This window comes from Ktedonobacter robiniae (genome assembly GCF_016587375.1).
Lineage (GTDB): Bacteria > Chloroflexota > Ktedonobacteria > Ktedonobacterales > Ktedonobacteraceae > Ktedonobacter > Ktedonobacter robiniae.
In genome coordinates this window covers 3,210,585-3,229,253 of record NZ_BNJG01000001.1, presented here as the reverse complement: position 1 = coordinate 3,229,253, position 18,669 = coordinate 3,210,585, and the positions used below count along the sequence as shown (strand labels likewise).

General features: G+C 54.4%; 16 protein-coding genes. 8 read left to right on the top strand and 8 right to left on the bottom strand.

Annotated elements, in window-relative coordinates; genetic code table 11:
* Positions 1–12 precede the first annotated feature (12 nt).
* The gene (locus JMJ04_RS13545; RefSeq protein ID WP_201371001.1) at positions 13–978 is read right to left on the bottom strand and encodes a hypothetical protein; all 966 of its coding nucleotides are present in this window, start codon (positions 976–978) and stop codon (positions 13–15) included.
* A 518-nt stretch (positions 979–1,496) separates the two neighbouring features.
* On the opposite strand from JMJ04_RS13545, the gene JMJ04_RS13540 reads away from it, so the two are divergent.
* A complete protein-coding gene (locus JMJ04_RS13540; protein WP_201371000.1) occupies positions 1,497–2,762 on the top strand; it encodes an acetate/propionate family kinase in 1,266 nt (421 codons plus the stop codon).
* A 26-nt stretch (positions 2,763–2,788) separates the two neighbouring features.
* Here the strand turns inward: JMJ04_RS13540 and JMJ04_RS13535 are convergent, their stop codons facing one another.
* The 3 genes from JMJ04_RS13535 to JMJ04_RS13525 all read right to left on the bottom strand — a co-directional run bounded on the left by JMJ04_RS13535 (position 2,789) and on the right by JMJ04_RS13525 (position 6,184).
* Positions 2,789–3,385 carry a GNAT family N-acetyltransferase gene (locus tag JMJ04_RS13535; RefSeq protein ID WP_201370999.1) on the bottom strand — a complete coding sequence of 199 codons (597 nt, stop codon included), beginning with the start codon at positions 3,383–3,385 and terminating at the stop codon, positions 2,789–2,791.
* Between the two features lie 66 nt (positions 3,386–3,451).
* On the bottom strand, positions 3,452–4,042 hold the full coding sequence (locus JMJ04_RS13530; RefSeq protein WP_201370998.1) for a GNAT family N-acetyltransferase: 591 nt from the start codon (positions 4,040–4,042) through the stop codon (positions 3,452–3,454).
* A gap of 189 nt (positions 4,043–4,231) precedes the next feature.
* Positions 4,232–6,184, bottom strand: coding sequence for a S9 family peptidase (locus tag JMJ04_RS13525; RefSeq protein ID WP_201370997.1), 1,953 nt, complete (start codon positions 6,182–6,184; stop codon positions 4,232–4,234).
* Positions 6,185–6,526: 342 nt separating this feature from the next.
* Between JMJ04_RS13525 and JMJ04_RS13520 the strand changes: the two genes are divergently transcribed.
* Positions 6,527–7,285, top strand: coding sequence for a YtxH domain-containing protein (locus JMJ04_RS13520; protein WP_201370996.1), 759 nt, complete (start codon positions 6,527–6,529; stop codon positions 7,283–7,285).
* Between the two features lie 74 nt (positions 7,286–7,359).
* Here the strand turns inward: JMJ04_RS13520 and JMJ04_RS13515 are convergent, their stop codons facing one another.
* The 4 genes from JMJ04_RS13515 to JMJ04_RS13500 all read right to left on the bottom strand — a co-directional run bounded on the left by JMJ04_RS13515 (position 7,360) and on the right by JMJ04_RS13500 (position 11,413).
* Positions 7,360–8,034: an HAD family hydrolase gene (locus JMJ04_RS13515; protein ID WP_201370995.1), complete on the bottom strand. Its 675-nt coding sequence runs from the start codon at positions 8,032–8,034 to the stop codon at positions 7,360–7,362.
* A gap of 238 nt (positions 8,035–8,272) precedes the next feature.
* Positions 8,273–8,911, bottom strand: a complete 639-nt coding sequence (locus JMJ04_RS13510) for an RNA polymerase sigma factor (RefSeq protein ID WP_201370994.1) — start codon at positions 8,909–8,911, stop codon at positions 8,273–8,275.
* Between the two features lie 415 nt (positions 8,912–9,326).
* Positions 9,327–10,271, bottom strand: coding sequence for a Rieske (2Fe-2S) protein (locus JMJ04_RS13505; protein ID WP_201370993.1), 945 nt, complete (start codon positions 10,269–10,271; stop codon positions 9,327–9,329).
* 176 nt (positions 10,272–10,447) lie between these two features.
* The gene (locus JMJ04_RS13500) at positions 10,448–11,413 is read right to left on the bottom strand and encodes a methyltransferase domain-containing protein (RefSeq protein WP_201370992.1); all 966 of its coding nucleotides are present in this window, start codon (positions 11,411–11,413) and stop codon (positions 10,448–10,450) included.
* Between the two features lie 287 nt (positions 11,414–11,700).
* On the opposite strand from JMJ04_RS13500, the gene JMJ04_RS13495 reads away from it, so the two are divergent.
* The 6 genes from JMJ04_RS13495 to JMJ04_RS13470 all read left to right on the top strand — a co-directional run bounded on the left by JMJ04_RS13495 (position 11,701) and on the right by JMJ04_RS13470 (position 18,631).
* On the top strand, positions 11,701–12,597 hold the full coding sequence (locus JMJ04_RS13495) for a mechanosensitive ion channel family protein (RefSeq protein ID WP_201370991.1): 897 nt from the start codon (positions 11,701–11,703) through the stop codon (positions 12,595–12,597).
* Between the two features lie 219 nt (positions 12,598–12,816).
* Entirely contained in the window at positions 12,817–14,013 is a 1,197-nt protein-coding gene (locus tag JMJ04_RS13490) for a dihydrolipoyl dehydrogenase family protein (RefSeq protein ID WP_201370990.1), read from the top strand.
* Positions 13,938–14,204, top strand: a complete 267-nt coding sequence (locus JMJ04_RS13485) for a hypothetical protein (protein ID WP_201372398.1) — start codon at positions 13,938–13,940, stop codon at positions 14,202–14,204. The genes JMJ04_RS13490 and JMJ04_RS13485 overlap by 76 nt, the downstream gene beginning before the upstream one ends.
* A 194-nt stretch (positions 14,205–14,398) precedes the next feature.
* Positions 14,399–15,373 (top strand): diacylglycerol/lipid kinase family protein, encoded by a 975-nt coding sequence (locus JMJ04_RS13480; protein ID WP_201370989.1) that lies wholly within the window; start codon positions 14,399–14,401, stop codon positions 15,371–15,373.
* Positions 15,374–15,412: 39 nt separating this feature from the next.
* Positions 15,413–16,297, top strand: coding sequence for a phosphatase PAP2 family protein (locus tag JMJ04_RS13475; protein ID WP_201370988.1), 885 nt, complete (start codon positions 15,413–15,415; stop codon positions 16,295–16,297).
* Positions 16,298–16,498: 201 nt separating this feature from the next.
* A complete protein-coding gene (locus tag JMJ04_RS13470; RefSeq protein WP_201370987.1) occupies positions 16,499–18,631 on the top strand; it encodes an LTA synthase family protein in 2,133 nt (710 codons plus the stop codon).
* The last annotated feature ends 38 nt before the right edge of the window (positions 18,632–18,669 follow it).

The following is an 18,669-nucleotide window of genomic DNA, read 5'->3' as shown; positions in this document are numbered from 1 at the left end:
TGTAGCGTTTCCTCAGGGATACTGCATCTCAAAGGAGATCCGCCAGGTAGGGCTCAAGGGAATGACATCCTCGCTATGAGGAAAGCGAGGGCGTGCCATCAACACCCAGAGACCCAGCTTATCCCGTGAAATATCCTCTACGAGGTAGGAGGTCTCGCCGGGACTTCCACTCACCAGAGATGGAAAGCCATCAAAGTATCTCATATCCACCTGAACCTGCACCCCCTTCTCCGTAAGCTGCATCTTCTGTCCCGGGCGGGCTGAAGAGAGTGTAAGGAAGAGGCGCGCTCCTGTCTCCGTCAACAATACATGTGTCAAGGTCAGGGTCTCTCCATCACGCGTGAAGCTTTTATTGACCTGTAACAATTGCCCCGTATGGACTGGAAGGGTAAAATCAAAGTCCGCAACTGGGACTGGAACCTTTAACGCATCGTCAACTTGCACTAAAGAAGCCGGAGGTGGAACATGCTTGATTTGCAGGTGAAATTGCAGCATTCCGCCAGTCGCGGGCAGGCGCGCTGCGTCAAAAATAAATGCGCTACGTCCGGCCAACAGGTACTTGCATTCCTCCTCGGCGTGGGAGAGCCAGGGGAGTTTCTCTTGCCCGGCAGCGCTCAACGTAGGCAGCAGATCCTGCGCCGCCACGGGATTACCCTTCGCATCCGTAACATGGTAGAGCACCACGACCTGGTTGACATCGGCATAGGCTTTCAACAGCGAAACATGGTAGCCATCAATGACGCGCTCTTGCGTAATTGGCAAAAACGGCTGCGTCAGCCCCTCTTCCTGAGACACAGGCAAATGAAAGAATTCTTCGTTTAATGCCTCAGCAGAGCTATAAATAATTCCCACGATGACCAGCAGCGTCACACCAATCATACAGATGAGGACTGGAGAAAATCGCTTGCGACGCTGTTGCGCCGTGACCCGCGCCCCCTTCCTTCGCGCTTCAACAAATGGGTGTTCCGATTGTAGCATGTCTTTACCCAACCACATCTATAGAAAATATGCGATCAGCAAATCCAGTCATGATTCACACGTTTGCTCACCTGCATATACACACATAGCATTACATTTGACGTTTAGACAAAAGAAAACAACACGAGATATTGCAATATCTCACAATCTATTTCTCCAATACTGCTTCTCCAAGATTTTCAGATACATAAGATAGTCAATCCAGCAAGTCGTTTTGTTACAGCTTTTCCAGAAACTAAATATTTACCAACCGCGATTTTAAGATAATTTGATACGGATATATACAGAGTAATTCATGTATAAGTCAAATTACCAGAAAAACATCGGATTTTTGCTCCTCTATAGATTGTAAATGCGTAACGTACAGATATTCTTCAACATCCCGATACACCACTTCAACGTGCTATAAATAATAAGATGTCTTGTGGCACTGTTCTCAGCGCCGCAAGTACTGAGAACAGTGCCACAAGACATAACCTACCAGGCACATGTGAGCAAAGCAAGGAGTAAACATAGCTATGAAAATCCTGGTTATGAATGCGGGCTCCAGCAGCCAGAAGAGCTGTCTCTATGAGGTGGATAGCGCCTTGCCTCACGAGGCACCCCGTCCACTGTGGCAGGCACACGCCGATTGGACGAAGGAGAAAGGCCAGGTCGAGCTAAAAGTTAAGACCAGCACAGGCAAAGAGCATACCTCGAAGCTGAAGCCTGGATCGCATGGACAGGTCGTCAAACAACTGCTCCAGACGCTGTGGCAAGGGGAGGCACGCGTCATTAATTCGCCAGCCGAGATTACACTCGTGGGTCATCGCGTCGTACATGGCGGCCCTCATTATCAAAAAAGCGTCTGGATCACCCGCGAGGTCAAACAGACTATCGACCGGCTAAAGAGCTTTGCCCCACTCCATAACCCGGCCAATCTCGAGGGAATACAGGCTATTGAAGAGCTCATGGGAGATGTACCTCAGATCGCCTGCTTCGATACCGCCTTCCATAGCAGCCTTCCGCCTCACAGCGCGATCTACCCACTCCCCTATGATCTCTATGAGCAGGGAATACGGCGCTACGGCTTTCATGGCATCAGCCATCAATACTGTTCGCGACGCGCGAGCGAGGTCCTCCAGCGCGATGCCCAGTCACTACGCCTTGTCTCCTGTCACCTGGGCAATGGCTGCTCGCTGGCAGCGATCCAGGATGGCAAGAGTATCGAGACGACGATGGGCTTTACGCCTCTGGAGGGTCTGATGATGGGGACGCGCTCGGGAACCATCGATGCCAGCATTCTCTTCTATCTCCAGCGCGAGCATGGCTATGACACGGATCACCTGGAAACCCTACTCAACAAACAATCAGGCCTGCGCGGCATATCGGGCATTTCTGGCGACGTACGCCAGGTCATGGAGGAGGCCCAACACAACGAGCGTGCACAACTGGCCATGGATATCTATGTGTATCGCCTGCGCTACTTTATCGGGGCCATGGTCGCGGTCCTGGGAGGACTCGATGCCCTGCTCTTTACCGGTGGCGTGGGAGAGAACTCGGCGGAGATACGCGCACGCGCCTGCGCGGGTTTCCCCTATCTGCATCTCAAGCTCGATCAACAGAAAAACAATGCCTCCCCCGTTGATACAGATATCGCCAGTTTCGACTCGGCGGTACGCGTCCTGGTCGTGCATACCGAAGAAGACTGGGAGATTGCGCGTGACTGCTGGCATCTCGCTCAGCAGGAGCCAGCGCATCTTGCCCAGACCCACTCAGTCCAGGCAAGACACCACAACGATTAGCACGCTAAACTCTGGGGCCGCAACGCTTATTCGGCGTTGTGCTCATCGCGCAAGAGCGAGAAGACCAGCGTATTGCGCGGTTGACCCATCATGGTGGGCCGAGAATTGCGCAGGCACGCCTCTTGCACAAAACCCAGGCGACGCGCAACCGCGGCGCTGGCAAGGTTACGCTCATCGCAGGTAATCTCCACGCGCTGCGCCTGGTACTGCCGAAAGGCCCAGGCAATGAGGAGACGCGCCGCCTCGGTCACATAGCCCCTGCCACTGGCGCTGACTCGCACCCAGTATCCAAGCGCAAAGTAGCCGATGCTCCATTCAATCGGGCGCAGGGAACAGCTCCCCACAAACTGGCCTCCATGCTCAGTGCCGTCCAGGGCATAAATACAACAGGTAAAATCTTCGCGCAGAAAATGGCGCATCTTCCAGCGCGCAATTGAGAGATGCGCATCATGCACAGAATTATAGCTCTGCGGCCAGGCAAGCCAGCGCCCCACATGTTCACGTGATTCTTCAACCGCCGCGTAGAGCGCCTCTGCGTCCGTGCTGCGATATGGGCGTACCAGCACACGCTCGCCACGCAATTCGTCCAGCAATGGAAGTGAAGTCGGGTGTTCAATGAACACGGGTCTCTCCTTTCCAGGTCGCGTTCAACCACCATGTCCCTGCTTCGCTATAAGAAGAGGTGCTCGCTACTGGCGATCAGAGGGAATGAGCGAAAATATCATCGCATTGCGCAGGGTGCCATCAGCACCAGGAATCACATGGCGCATTGTTCCTTCATAGACGAAACCCAGGCGCCTGGGGACTGCGGCGCTCCGATGATTCTGCTCCTCACAACGAATCATAATGCGTTGCGCCTGGAGCACATCAAAGAGATAGTCGACCATCAAGCGCACCGCCTCGGTCATATATCCTTTTCCAGTTGCGCTGGCCCGCAACCAGTAACCGATCTCAAAGCTCTTGATACGCCAATCGCGTGGGTGCATGCCACATCCGCCCAGAAAGCGCTCCGTCTGCGCATCCCACATGTGCAGCTTTAAATCCTCGCGCAAGAACCAGTCGGCCATGCCACGGCGAATCCAGGGAAGCACATCGGCCTCACAATGATAAAAGTTTGCGATAGGGAGCCAGGGACCCAGATGCTCCCGTGACTCTTCAATCGCCTCATAATAGGGAGCCACATCGCTTTCCCGAAAGGGGCGAATTACCACTTTTTGCCCGCGCAATTCCTCGAAGAGGGGCAGAAAAATAGGTTTCGCCTCGCCCGGCTCTGCACTCATAGCACTACATCCTTTCATACTTGTGTCTGCGGCGCTCGCTCCTGGTAGGTGGTATGCCCTGACAGCCTGCAGGCTGTCAGGGCATACCACCTACCAGGAATCCGAAAACAACATGCACACTGATTACCATACCGTACCATTTAAGTGTACATTATTTTGGCTGACGCTCGCTCGGAGAGCGTTCCTTTGCTAGAGGTAGGTCTCTAGCCAGTGCACAATTCGCTCCTCGATATCGCGTGTGTGGGAGCGACTGCGTACACCATGCCCCTCGCCCGGATAGATCGCGGCCTCGACGGGCACGCCACCATCCATCAGTGCACGATAGAAGGCGTGGGCCTGGCTCACTGGGCAGACCGTATCTTTTTCGCCATGTAAGATCAGCGTTGGGGTCGTAATCTTTCCCGCATAGGTCAGCGGGGAGCGCTCACGGTAGACCTCTGGCTGATCGAGCATATCAGCTCCCAGGAAGTGCCGGTCCCAGTCAGAGAGTTTCGACTCGGCATGGAAGCTATGCCAATCGGTAATACCGGCACCCATAATCGCCACACGGAAGCGGTTGGTCTGTGTTACGGCCCAGGCCGTCATGAAGCCACCATAACTCCACCCGGCAACACCAATCCGGCTTGGATCAATCATGCCCTCGGTAATCAGGTACTCAACACCATACATGATATCCTGAAAATCTTTGCCGCCCATGTCGCCTACGACGGCATCAGTAAAGTTCACGCCTCGGCCCCAGCTACCGCGCACATTGGGACGAAACACGGCATAGCCCACGGAGGCGAAGAGCTGTGTCCAGAAGAGCGAGGCGTCGTCGAGCCACATGCCCGAGGGGCCGCCATGCACCAGCACCATCAAGGGCGGGTCTCCCTCAAATTTCCGCACCAGGGGATGGGTAAAGAGCGCGTCTATACGCCAGCCATCGACGCTGCTATAGCTAAGGCGTTCACTCTTAGCCAGGGCATAGGTCGCCTCGAAGACCGCATTTACCTGGGTCAGGCGCCGCCAGGCGATATGAGGCTGTTCCTCACGTCGCACCTTGCCAGCCCAGACATCAGGGGTCGCTTGCTGCGATGAGTGAATAGCGATGCAGGTGGCGCCATCAGAAGAGAGCGAGAGGCGCCCACCCTGCACAGAAAAATCTTCCTCAAGGATAGTCACCTGCCCACTCTCCACAACGTGAATACCCTGAATATAGGTCAGGTCCTTAACGGCAAGGAAGAACAATTCTTCTCCCCCTGCCAACCACTGGCACCAGTGCACGCTATATTCCGCGCCCGGCGTCAGATTACGAACCTCGCTGATCCCATCCATGGACAGCAGGAACAGGTCGCCTGCGCCATGACAGCGATCACTCCAGTCACCCGAGACATAAGCCAGGCGCTTGCCATCAGGATGCCATACCAGGTTGCTTGCCTGTCGATCCAGCAGCGTTAACTGGCGTACCGCGCCACCATTGGCCGTCACGACACCAACCTGGCCACCATACCATCCATTCTCATCCGGCAATGTGGAGTAATACAGGGCAAGCTGGTTGCTATCAGGGGACCAGGAAAACTCCCACACACTCAACTCTGGCGAAGTAATAGGCTGAGGGATAGAGATCTGCGGATAAATAGTCCAGAGGCGACGATGGCGCCCCAGATTCAATACGAGCGGATCATGTTTCTGCTCCTCGCCCTCGAAGGAGGTAAAGGCAAGGCAGCTCCCATCAGGGGACCACTCCAGATCAAGAATACCATTCGGCATCGTACACACACGGCGAGGCGTTCCACCCTGCGCATCTACCAGGTAGAGCTGCGACTTCTCTCGCTCGCCCTCGGCAACCCCGGCGAAGGCCAGCCACCTGCCATCAGGGGACCAGCGTGGATTGTTCGCCTGCTTTATGTCACGTAGTAAGGGGACGGGGCGGGTCTGGGCATCATTGAGCGCCAGCATCCAGATCTGGCTGCGCCGCTGCTCCTCCTCACCTACAAATTCAGAAATAACAAAGGCTACACGTGTCCCATCGGGATTAATATGTACATCGCTGGGCATCCGTAAATGGGAGAGCGCCCCCGGCCCAATAGGGATGCGTGTCCCAGGGACCACCGCATCAGTGCGCATCCCTGCGATCATGGCAGAAGAATCTTGCATTGCCATATATCACTCCTTTAAATTATCGATAGACCTTCTAAAAGAGTATAGCAAAAAAGCTTCGCCCACCCTACCAACAAAAGAAACTTCTTCTTACCCGTGCATGGTGAAACTAGTAGCTTATCTCATGCGTGCTCTATATAACAATAGATCAAGGGTTACACGCCTCAGCTTTGTAAAGAAGCAATTGAGGTGCGTTAATCTAACTATCCAGCCTCAAACGAGAAAGGATAAGCCTTTACGTAACAGGCGCAGCAGGTATGCATTGAATTAAGGCCACCATTGCTGTACCTGGCATAGTCACGTAGCAGGCTTCGGAAAGATATACAAGCAAAGGAGGGAGCAGAGATGGCAACAGGCTTAAACAAAAGTCAGGATAAGACGAAGGAGCTTGGAAACAAAGCCAAGGGTGTCGTGAGTAATCTGAAGGATTCAGCCCAGAACCAGTATGGGACGGCAAAAGATGTCGCTCAGTCCAGGTATGCTGATGTACAGGACCGGGTAAGCTTTGGCCTGAACAAAACCCAGACTGCGCTCATCGCGGGCATCGGCCTGGCGCAAGGGTTGATGAAACTCAACCAGCAGCAGGCACAGAAGAACCTGAAGAAGGCGCGCAAAAATGCCAGGAAGACCATGAAGCATGAAGTTAAGCCCCGCTGGGAGAAGGCACAGGACGTGCTTACATCGAGCATTGAAACCGCCCAGGATGCCCTGAGCAGCGGTCTTGAAAATGCTCAGGATGTCTTCGCGCACAACACCAGGCTGGCGCAGAAGAACCTGAAGAAAGCCCAGAAGAACCTTAACAAGTCGTATCGGAGCGTAGCCGCCCCTAAGATCTCCAAAACCGTTGACCTGATTAGTAAAGGGTCGAAGCAGGCTGGAGATACCTGGAGCCACGCAGCCAGCAACGCGGCAGACTTCAAAGACTCCGTGCAGGGCCAGTATAAACACTACCAGCACAAGCGCGCACGTGCACGCGCACTATTCCGCTTCGGCCTCGTCGCAGGTATCGTCGTCGCGCTATTCTACGCCCCTTATCCCGGCTCAGAGATGCGCAACCGCCTCGTAGCCCAGTGGAATAAATACCGCTCCTACCTCGGATTCTAAGCCTCCATAAGAAATAATATGAGTTGAATAGTGTGATGCGCCTGAGCAGCCTACGACTGCCCGGGCGCATCACACTATTCTATACCCCTTACCAGGGGAGACTCCTCGTAGTGCTGCAAGAGGTCAGCCGGATCATCATATATGGCGAGCGCCCCGCGCAAATCTTTGTCGCTCCAACCGCCACAGCGAAACGCAATGGTCTTCACACCAGCTTTCCCCGCCGCCTCAATATCATAGGCGGTATCGCCAAACATAATCGTCCGAGCCGGGCCAAAACCAGTGCGCTGCAAGGTAGCTTGAATTACATCGGGATCAGGCTTGGACTGCTGCGCCTCTTTGGAGGAAGAGATCTGCTCAAAGAAATCTCCGGCATGAGGATCGATGACAGCGAGCAGCTTTTGCAGTTCGTCTTGCTCAGCTGAGGTCGCCACAGCCAGGCGCAGTCCCTGCTTGCGCAAGCGTGTCAGCAGTTCCACCACACCTGGAAAGGCATGCGCATGTGGGATATACTCCTGGAGAAAGATCTGCTTGCGTCGCGCGCTGATCTTCTGCCCCTCCTCACTCTCCTTGGAGATGCCAGCCACCTCCGGCAAGACTTTGTCACCCCCCATACCGATCAATGGGCGCACCTTCTCAAACGGAACATTATAGCCATAGGCGGCCAGGGCGCGCACCCAGGCGTGTGCGTGAGCATCATTGGTATCCACCAGTGTGCCATCAATATCAAAAATCGCGGACTGGATCTGCATGCAATCTTCCCCTTCATACTTAGTATTCATGCCATTATCTTTTTTCGCACACAAAACCCCATGTGCACATTGTTTTTTGATTCTTAGGAGAAAACGTGAGGCTCTCTGACGAGCCTACACCCAGGTAGCAAATGCGAGACACTCTGGCGGGCCAGCGGCCCGCCAGAGTGTCTCGCATTTGCTACCTGCGCGAGCGCTGCAAGCGCGAGTGGTCAAGCGGATGCATATATGACGTTACTCAACTGGCGTAAGTGGCTTGAAATTGGGGCGCCAAGGTCTTGCGTAAAAGGTTCTTCGCGCGATGGAAGTAGGTCTTGGCGGTCGCCTCTGGCATACTTAAGGCCTGGCCAATCTCTGAGAAGCTGAGCTGCGAGATGTAGCGTAGCAGCACGACGGAACGAAACTTGGGAGGCAGAGATTGAATGGCGCTTTGCAGCATATCCTGCATGTCCAGGCGCTCAATCTCCTCTTCGGGCAGAGGATTGGTATCGGGAATCTCGCTCAACAGCGAGGTCTCGCTCTCGCCATTCTCGCCCGAGGACTCAAGCTGGGAAAACTGAATGGCATAGCGGCGCCGGCGCCTGAGTTCATCAATGCAGCAGTTACGTGCAACCTGGAAGAGCCAGGGTTTGAAGGGTTCACTCGTCCCCAGACGAGGCAAAGACGTGTAGAAACGCACAAATACTTGCTGCAAGGTATCACATGCCTGGTCATAGTCGCCCAGGAAGTGATAAATAAAGTTGAACAGCGATGTATGATAGCGCTGCACTATTATTTCAAAAGCTTGACTATCGCCAGCAAGGATCATATCTGCAAGAATAGCATCTGTCATCTCAAGTGAAGGTTTATTGCTGGCAGAGCTCTGGTTATATTGCACGCTTATCCTCCTCTTTCTCTCTAGTCAGCCACAGTGCAAGCATCTATGTACATACCATTTATGGCCATTTCTTTCTTTCTCTGTAATTAGGGTATACTCTCCTTACAAGAAATACAATAGAAATTACCCCTGATAACCCCTACTGTACGTAGTTATAATCAGATCCTAAACTAGATAAATTGAATCTAAGACATTTCTTAGAATTCATTGCATATAAACTCTACATTAAACTTTAAACAGAAAAATTTATAGTATATAAAACAGCCAGAGAAGCCGGAGAATCCAGGTAGAGAGAGGTTATATAAGAGTAGATGAGAAGACATAGAGTCAATTGTGGTGACTGGCTGGCAGAGCCAGCCAGTCACCACAATTGACTCTATGCGATGTACCGCAGGTGCTGAGAAGAAAAGACAGATTAGGCGTGCTCGCGACGACGCAACTCAATTTTTCCTTCACGCACACGAACATCAAAGGTAGGCTGTGCGTAGACCGCGGGACTATTTACAACGCTTCCATCGCTCATGCGAAAACCTGAATTATGCCAGGGACAGTAGACGACGCCAGCCTCACAGCGTCCCTCGTCCAGCGGCCCACCCAGGTGCGAGCAGGTAGCGGCAATAGCATAGGTTTTTCCATTACTCTTGTAGAGAACGGCGGGAATTCCGGCTGCATCCACACGCGTCAGCTTATTCTCTTCCAGCTTCTCTGCGTCCAGCACAGGCACAAAATCATCTGAGCCGCCTTCAGGGGCCACGCGATTGACACCAATCGCGCTGGAATAAGCGAGCTCGCCGCCCAGGTAGGCCGAGTAGAGCGAGATCGTCAGCCCCAGGGACGAGAGCGTAATTGCCGTTTTGCGTTGTCCCGTCACGCGCATAATCGCCGAGCCAATGTTGAGTACGGTGACTCCGCTGTTGAGCAGGGCGTGCCAGATACCGGTACGGCGCTCCGGGCCATCGGTATCTACCCAGTTCGATGCCCCCGTCAGGGCTGCGCCAGTCGCGCCTGTCAGGCCAAGCCAGAGCGTGATATCCGCGCTACGAGCGATGCCATCATCTTCATTCAGCAGCCAGGCAAGGTCCAGTACCTGCGTGGCAGTCCAGGCTCCCAGCGGAATCGTGACAATGGCTGGATGCACCGGGTGACCAAGCCAGACACCGTTAAGCAGGTCCTTCACTTTGTAGGACTGCTCACCTGGCTGACCGAAGAGCTTATGGAGCCAGCCCTGGACCGGGTTAGCCACCTTCTCTAACCAGGGCATATGCTCGATAAGCTCGGCATTGTACTTACGCAGGGCTGGACTACGGGGTGGTGTATCAATCCAGCTTGTCGTCGTTGGGGACTGTGTTTCTGCAACCATGTATCTCTCATCCTTTCGAACATACACTTCTTAGTTCCGAAAACCCTGAGCGCGCGGCCGCTGTGCCCCCGAATGGGGTTAGGTGGTCCCCAAATGGGGGAAGCGCTAGGCATGCCAGTGACGCGCGCCCCCGAATGGGGGTTGCGGTTCGGAATAAGATTTTTGCGCAGCTGGCACTACACCTGAAGCCAGCAGTACTCACATGGGGGATTGAGGCCAATAACCGAGAAAGGAATGTCCGCGCTCTGATGCATCAGGACATAGCGCGCAGCCTCGTGATTGTATGTATAAAAACGCCTCGCACACTCCAGGGCAGCTTTTTGCGAACGAAAGCAAACACGCATTTCCTGATCCATAGGTAGGGTAACGTACATAAAGCCATGCGCCTCCAGCCAGGCGCGGTCCTCATACCGAGGCCAGATGAGCACGATCTTGCCACCAAAACGGGTTACACGCTTCAATTCGCTCAGTCCTGGCTCACCTCCCTGTCCCGGCAACGCCGTAAAGGCGGAACAGGAAAGCGCAAGGTCCACACTCTGATCCTCTAGCGGGAGATCCTCAAAACTGCCACTACACGAGACAAAGCGTGAGGGCTGAGGCATATACCGCAACTTCTGCTCTAGAATGCGACGTAGACCCGGAGAAGGCTCGACCGCATAGACATGCGCCGCGCCATAACGCAGGCACTCAATAGTCGCCCGCCCGCTCCCAGCTCCAACATCCAGCACCTCTTTCGCATGAATGTCTGGCGCGAGACGCGGAAAGATCTCTGGGTGCAGGTGCTCACCCTCCGTCAATTCCTCGTACAGTTCGGGCGTCTTCCAGTATGTCAACTCCCAGAAGAGGCGATCTAGCAGCAGGCGTCGCGCGTGCTCGACATCCTCTTGAGAAGGGCAAGAGCGGCGCTGCACATGCTGAAAGTACGCCCATTGAGCAGGTGAAAGACAATGCGCAATGCGCCGCAACAGGCTCTCAGGAGCAGCACGCAAGCTCAAGGCCAGGATCTCAAAAGGTACGCTCGCATGCTCACCCACACATACCCTTTGCAGCGTGGCATCATCAAATACTTCCAGGTCCGCAAGGTCAAAGGGATTGGCGAAGAGCGTGCTTGTGTGAACCAGGGCCTTATCCTCAAACGACATACAACATCCTTCCCCCGTTTCCAGGCGGGAACGCCTGTTTTTTTGCGTACACAACAACTTGGTACACGCAATTGCGTGGGCAATTACTAAAGCACATCACAAGGCAGAGGAGACGCGTAGCAACTCCTTTATCATGTACATCACGAGCAGCTTTATGGAAAAGTTTCTTCATACCAGAGGGAATACAACATAAACACGACTATAAGATAATGGCTATACTAAATATGCTATCGATAGGTATACAACATCTTTCTGATCCTCGCATGAGAGAGAGAAAGGAGTTTGCAGTGAACACGATTGGCAATTGGGGTGCGGCAGTATGGAACTCCCTGGTGGGAGTCTTAGCAGCTGTCTTTGCCTTTATCCCCAAACTCGTTGGTTTCCTGGTAATTCTCTTAATTGGCTTTATCATAGCCAAATTGGTGGAGAAGGCCGTGGTCTGGCTTTGCCAACGCGCAAACGTCGACGCGGCATCCGAACGTGCTGGTCTTGTGAACTTGGAGCGACGTCTGAATACAGACATAAATGTAGCCAGAATTCTAGGTAGAGTTGCCTTCTGGTTCGTCTTTTTGATCTTCCTTGTACCCGCATCCGACAGCCTCGGACTGCCTACAATCAGCAATCTACTAAGTACGATTGTTGCCTACATTCCAAACGTCTTTGTAGCCATTCTCGCGCTCTTCCTGGGCACGCTCCTCGCGACCTTTGTGGGAGATATCGTTTTAGGAGCGACAGCATCGAGTGGTGTTGGTAATCCGCGCGTCTTCTCGACCATCACACGCGTAGCTATTATCGCGCTTGCAGCCTTGCTTGCGCTCTACCAGCTTCAGATCGCACCAGCCATTCTGCAAACCCTGTTTGCCGCCATCGTGGGCGCGCTGGCTCTAGCCTTTGGTCTAGCCTTTGGCCTGGGTGGGCGTGAATCTGCGCAACAGCTGCTACAGCGCACAGAGGGTCGGTTTGGTCGTCCCACTACAGCACAGGAGCCGATGCAACCTCCAACTGGCGCCTATGGTCCTGAAGGGCGCCCCGGCATGGCCCCTGGTGGCATGACAGGCGGACCTGGTGGCATGGCCCCTGGTGGCATGACTCCCGCTCAGGCAGCCGCCGCGAAACAGGCCGATGAACAGCTTCAGCGGAGATCATTCTCACAGCAACCCTATCGTGATCAACCACCGCGCTAGGTAAAACGATTGTATCGTCGTGATATAGGACCCTACCGTACATAACGCTTGCTGGCATCTGCTGAGAAACGCGAGAGGCATGCCAGCAAGCGTTTCTGTCTCTACGACGTCTACTTCTTCTCCGAAACCCTGAGCGCTTGTCCCCGAATGGGGGTAAAGCGCTAGTCACACGAGTGACGTTGGGTTTCGGCATAAGATCTAAGAAAGGCAGATGCAGCAATGACCCTTACGCGCTATGATCTCATGGTTATCGGGGCCGGAGCGGCTGGCAGCAGTGCAGCGAACGAGGCGGCGGCTCACGGCATGCGTGTTGGATTGATTGAACGTGACAAATTGGGAGGAACCTATCTCAATTATGGCTGTGATCCAACCAAGGCCCTCCTGCATATCGCCAGCATCCATCACCAGGCTCAGCAGGCCGCTATGTATGGGATACAGATACCCAGTGCCGATATAGATTGGCCCGGCATCCAGCGCTACGTCCAGGGCGTGATAGAGCAAGTCCGTGGCGGCACGCCCATCCAGGCACGCGAAAAGCTGCGCCAGCGTGGCATCGAAGTTATCGAGGGCGAGGCCGAGTTTATCTCAGAACATGAGATGGGCATAGGCGGTCGCCTCTATGAAGCCGCGCGCATCATTATCACCGCCGGCAGCCATACCATTACCCCACCTATTCGGGGACTGGATCACACGGGTTTCCTGACCAATGTTGATGTCATGAAACTCCCACAACTACCACACAGCCTGGCTATCATTGGTGGTGGCCCCTTAGGGGTTGAGTTCGCGCAGATGTTCCGCCGCTTCGACGTCGAGGTAACGCTGCTGGAGAGCAAGCCAACCCTCCTAGAACACGAGGATAGCGAACTGGTCAAGCTCCTCGAACAGGTGTTGCGCCAGGAGGGCGTCCAGATCGAGACGGGCGTTACACTACAGCAGGCCGAGCTTACCCCTCAGGGGAAACGTCTGCGTTTTCAAGACGCGTCCAGGCGCCAGCGTGAGCTAGATGTCACGGACATACTGCTGGCTACGGGACGCGAACCCAACCTGGCCCCACTCCACCTGGAGGCAGCGGATGTCCGGTCAGACAACAATCGCATTCTCGTAGATGCAACCCTGCGCACCAGCGTTCCGCATATCTGGGCGGCAGGCGATGTTATCGGAGGGATGCGCCTCACGCATGTCGCCAGCGCGCAAGGTAAGGCCGCAGCCCGCAATGCTCTCTCACATCATCCACAGAACTTTAATCTCCAGGTGGTGCCCTGGGTCATCTTTACCGATCCCCCCTGGCACATGTGGGAAGCACAGAGGAGCAGCTACGCACCAGTGGCATCCCCTATCGCGTGGGGCGTACCCTGTTTAAGGAGAACGCACGCGCCATCGTCAATGGACGTACCACAGGACTCATCAAGCTCCTGATCGACGAGCAGAACCAGGTGCTCGGCGCTCATATCCTGGGTGACCGTGCCGACGATCTGATCACACCTATTGTCCTGGCTATGCGCAATAACCTGGGTGTCGAACAGCTGGCCTTGACCACCATCCAGTATCCAACGCTCAGCGAGAGCGTTCGCTGGGCCAGCGTGCGTACCACCCCTGGCAAAGGCTAAACCGGCCTTTCTGAGGCCAACCCGGCTGCACATCCGTGTTATAAGCAGAGTTAAGCGAGCTTCTAGATACTGCCTATTCGGAAACCTGAGCGCGCCTGTCCCCGAATGGGGGAAGCGCTCGCCACGCCAGTGACGTTGGTTTCCGCATAAGAGCATAAAGAGAGCAAGAGAACACGTATGGCAGAGGGAAGATTATGCGCGCTATCATCATACGCAACCCGACCTCCGGTTCCTCGCCTATGGCGAACCAGGCGGCCCCGGTAGGACAGAATGAGATCGAGGATCGCATCCTGAACAATCTGCGTCACTATCACATTGAGGCAGAGGTACGCTATACCACAGCGGATGATCCTGGCGCTGGTCTCGCGCGCGAAGCTGCACAGGCAGGTATTAAGCTCATCATTGCTGCTGGCGGCGACGGTACACTCCACTCGGTCGCCAGCGGCCTGATAGGCAGTAAAAGCATTCTCGGTATACTTCCATGCGGAACTATGAATAATATCGCGCACAGCCTGCATATCAGTGAAGATATTGACGAGGCCTGCCAGATCATTACCGAAGGGAAAACCGGCTGTATCGATGTGGGCTCCATCAATGGCCAGATCTTCCTGGAGGTATCTGGTATCGGACTGGAGGCTGCCCTCTTCCCCGCGGCTGAAGACATCAAAAGCTCAGGCTTTCGCGAGACGATACGGGGCATGATCAATGGAATACACACACTCTTCTCTTTCCACCCGGAACGCGTGAAAATCACCTTTGATGATGGGCATACGCGTAGCTACCGCGCACTCCAGGTCAGCGTCTGTAACTCGCCCTTCTACGGTGCACATCTCCAATTCGCGCCCCAGGCGGTTATGGATGATGGCTATCTCGACATTCTTATTTACCAGAACTTTAATAAACTGGAATACATACTACACGCCATCGCTATCAGCCAGGGACGGCGCGTATTTGAGCCAAAAGTGAAACGCCGACGCATCAAAAAGCTGTATATTACAGCCAGGACACCCTTGTCGCTGCACGCAGATGGCGAACAGATTGGCACGACGCCAGCCAAAATTGAGATTATCCCGGCGGCGCTACGTGTGCGCATACCCCAGCGAGTGATCGATAGCGCAAATATCTCACAACATCAACCTTTGACGCCTGCTCGACGTGCCTATACATAGGACACACGCTTCACCATCATCTAGAGGGGAGTATACTGTATGCCCAACAAGTTCAGGCTTTTTGATAAAACTAATAAGATCATACCCAATATTACCCCACCCAAGGAGGCAGCCGCTCCACCACCGTCGCCACTGCCGGACCTGGCGCCCGTGGTCAATGAGGCCCAGCGCAAAGCGGCGGAGACATCGTATTCAGGCCGGAAAGCGGTCTCACGTGGCACCATGTATATGGCCTTCTATCTCTGGTTGCTCTCTGGCGTTATCATTCTCTCATTTATCGCCCAACGCACACAATTCTTTCCAGGCGATATGACAATCACGGCGCAACTACAGAAACGGCGTCAACCCTGGCTCCGCCGCTTCTTCTATGGCGTCTCAGAGATTGGCTTTCCCAAGTGGGCCGTGCCTCAGACTGTGGCGGCAGCGGGTATCTTCTGGGCCTTGCGCTTCCGCCTGGAAGCTCTCTTTATCCTGCTCACCAGTTCCTCGACGCTGCTCAACGCGATCGTCAAGCGCGTGATCAAGCGTCCACGACCCACGGATGAGCTTGTGACGGTGGTGCGCGTCATTAACGAACCCAGCTTTCCCAGTGGCCACGTCATGCACTATACCAACTTCTATGGCCTGCTGACCTACCTGCTAGCCTCCAACTGGCGCAACGGCAAACTACGCAATACGCTTATTACAGCCTGCCTGCTGCTCATCGCCTGTATTGGTCCCTCACGCGTCTACCTGGGCGCGCACTGGCCCAGCGATGTGATGGCTGGCTATATGTATGGCGGCCTCTGGTTTACCGGCCTGATGGCCCTCTACCTGCGCGCCAAGGCCTGGATCCATCCACCCGTTGGGACCTCGCCTGAAGCCGCCAAACCACTTCGCCAGCCTGGACATGCCGATGGCGACGATGATGATGACGAAAAATAAGGGAGAGAAATAGTAGTGTAAAAAGAGGGTAGGCAGATGCCCCTCTCTTTTTACACTACTATTTCTCTCCCTTATATGCTATACTCTTCAGTGGTAAAAGAGTATTCATAATGTAAAATACTCTTTTAAAACAACTTAACCATTTATTAACATTTGTATGACAGAACCCACAGTAACAGCAGAGAAAACAGAGGAGGAACGATGCGCACATCTAGCTGGCGCGCCCATCTACCCCACCTGGTCACACTCGTAGGACTGTGTCTCTTATCACTGGCAGCCGGGTTTGCATCACCCACTTCGGCGATTGCCAAAGCCAAAGAGAATACCTGCCAGATTAATTCTCCCCAAGGCAATGTCAAACACGTTATCTATCTGCAATTCGATAATGTCCACCTCTCGCGCGATAACCAGAATGTTCCTTCAGACCTGGAGCAGATGCCGAATCTCCTCAACTTCATTACCAGTCATGGCACGATGCTCTCAAATCAACATACACCTCTCATCGCGCATACGGCAACCGATATTCTGACTACATTGACCGGCGTCTATCCAAGCCGGAACGGCGTGCCTGTCAGCAATAGCTATCGTTACTTTAATCCGAACGGCACAAGCAATCCCGCCGTCTCCTTTGCCTACTGGACCTCGCCCCTCTACGATTACAGCACCTCAACGCCCAGCGATACCAAATACACTATGCTGGATGAGAAGGGGAATAATACACCAGCCCCGTGGGTATCATACACGCGGGCCGGGTGTAACTTTGGCGCCGTCGCAACTGCCAATACGGTACTGGAGAATATTGGCGTCGATATTCCTACCGTCTTTGGCGCGAACTCGCCTGAAGCGACTGAGGTAAAGACCAATCCCGACCAGGCCACCGCTGACTACGTTGGTATCGCCGTCCACTGCGCACAAGATTCTTCTGTCTGCGCGAAAGGTCAGGCAGATGTACTCCCTAACGAGCCGGGTGGCTATACCAACTATCAGGGGCTTTTTGGCCATAAGTATGTCGCCCCTCAGATCAGCCCCGACCAGCCTCTCACTGACCTGGATGGCAATGTGATTCAAAGCGCGAAGGGAAACGTTGGTTTCCCAGGCTTTGATGGCATGAGCGCTTCCACGTCGCTGGCCTACGTGGCCGCGATGCAGGAGCATAACATTCCCGTCACCTATGCCTATATCTCAGATGCGCATGACAACCACGAAGGCGCAGGGGCCTATGGCCCAGGCTCGGCGGGCTATGTTAGCGCGCTGAAGTCGTATGATGAGGCCTTTGGCAAGTTTTTCCAGCGCCTCAACGCCGATGGTATTAACGCCAACAATACCCTCTTCGTCTTCACCGCCGACGAGGGCGACCACTTTGTGGGTGGCGCGCCAACGCCCGCCAACTGCGATGGCGTCACGGTCCCGTGCTCTTACAGCCAGATTGGCGAGGTCAATGTAAACCTGACGGGCTTGCTAGCAACACAGAAGCAGAACACCACGCCCTTCTTGGTACACGCGGATTCCGCTCCCAACTTCTATATCACCGGCAATCCCAAGCCTGGCGACCAGGTGACGCGTAAGCTGGAGCAGGATACGGCTAGCCTCCAGGTGACTAATCCGCTTACCAATCAGGATGAAAAGCTCACCAACTACCTGGCCGACCCGGTCGAGATGAATACCCTGCATATGATCACCTCGGACCCGGCGCGCACACCAAACTTCACGCTCTTCGCCAAGCCCGATTACTACGGGACTACGGGCGCGCCCAATTGCACCAGTGCCTGCGTCTATGAGAGCCCAGCTTTTGCCTGGAATCATGGTGATGTCGCGCCAGACATCAACCGCACCTGGTTGGGACTGGTGGGTCCCGGCGTCGCGCACCTGGGCATCAACGATAGCATCTGGGCCGACCACACCGATGTGCGCCCCACGATGATGCTCCTACTGGGCCTCAAAGATGACTATCGCCATGATGGGCGTGTACTCTTCGAAGCCTTGAACGAGAAGGCGCTCCCAGCCGTCATTCAGCATAACCGCTCCTTCTACACTCGGCTGGCCCAGTATTACAAACAGATCAACGCGCCAGTGGGTGACTTCGGCCTGACAACGCTTGAGATCTCCACGCAAGCTCTCGCCAGTTCCTCAACGAATGACGAGACCTACCAGAATCTGGAGCAAGCCATTACCAGCCTGACCACGCAACGCGACGCCCTCGCCTTGCAGATGATTACCCTGCTTGAAAACGCCGAGTTTGGCGGCAATAGCCACCACAACGAGGCTAATATCCAGCAAGGAAATCTCTTCAATCAGGGAGACGCGCTCCTGCGTAAGACGCATTCAACACATTAGCCTATAATAGAGTGCAAAGAGAGGCCGACGCTGCTAAA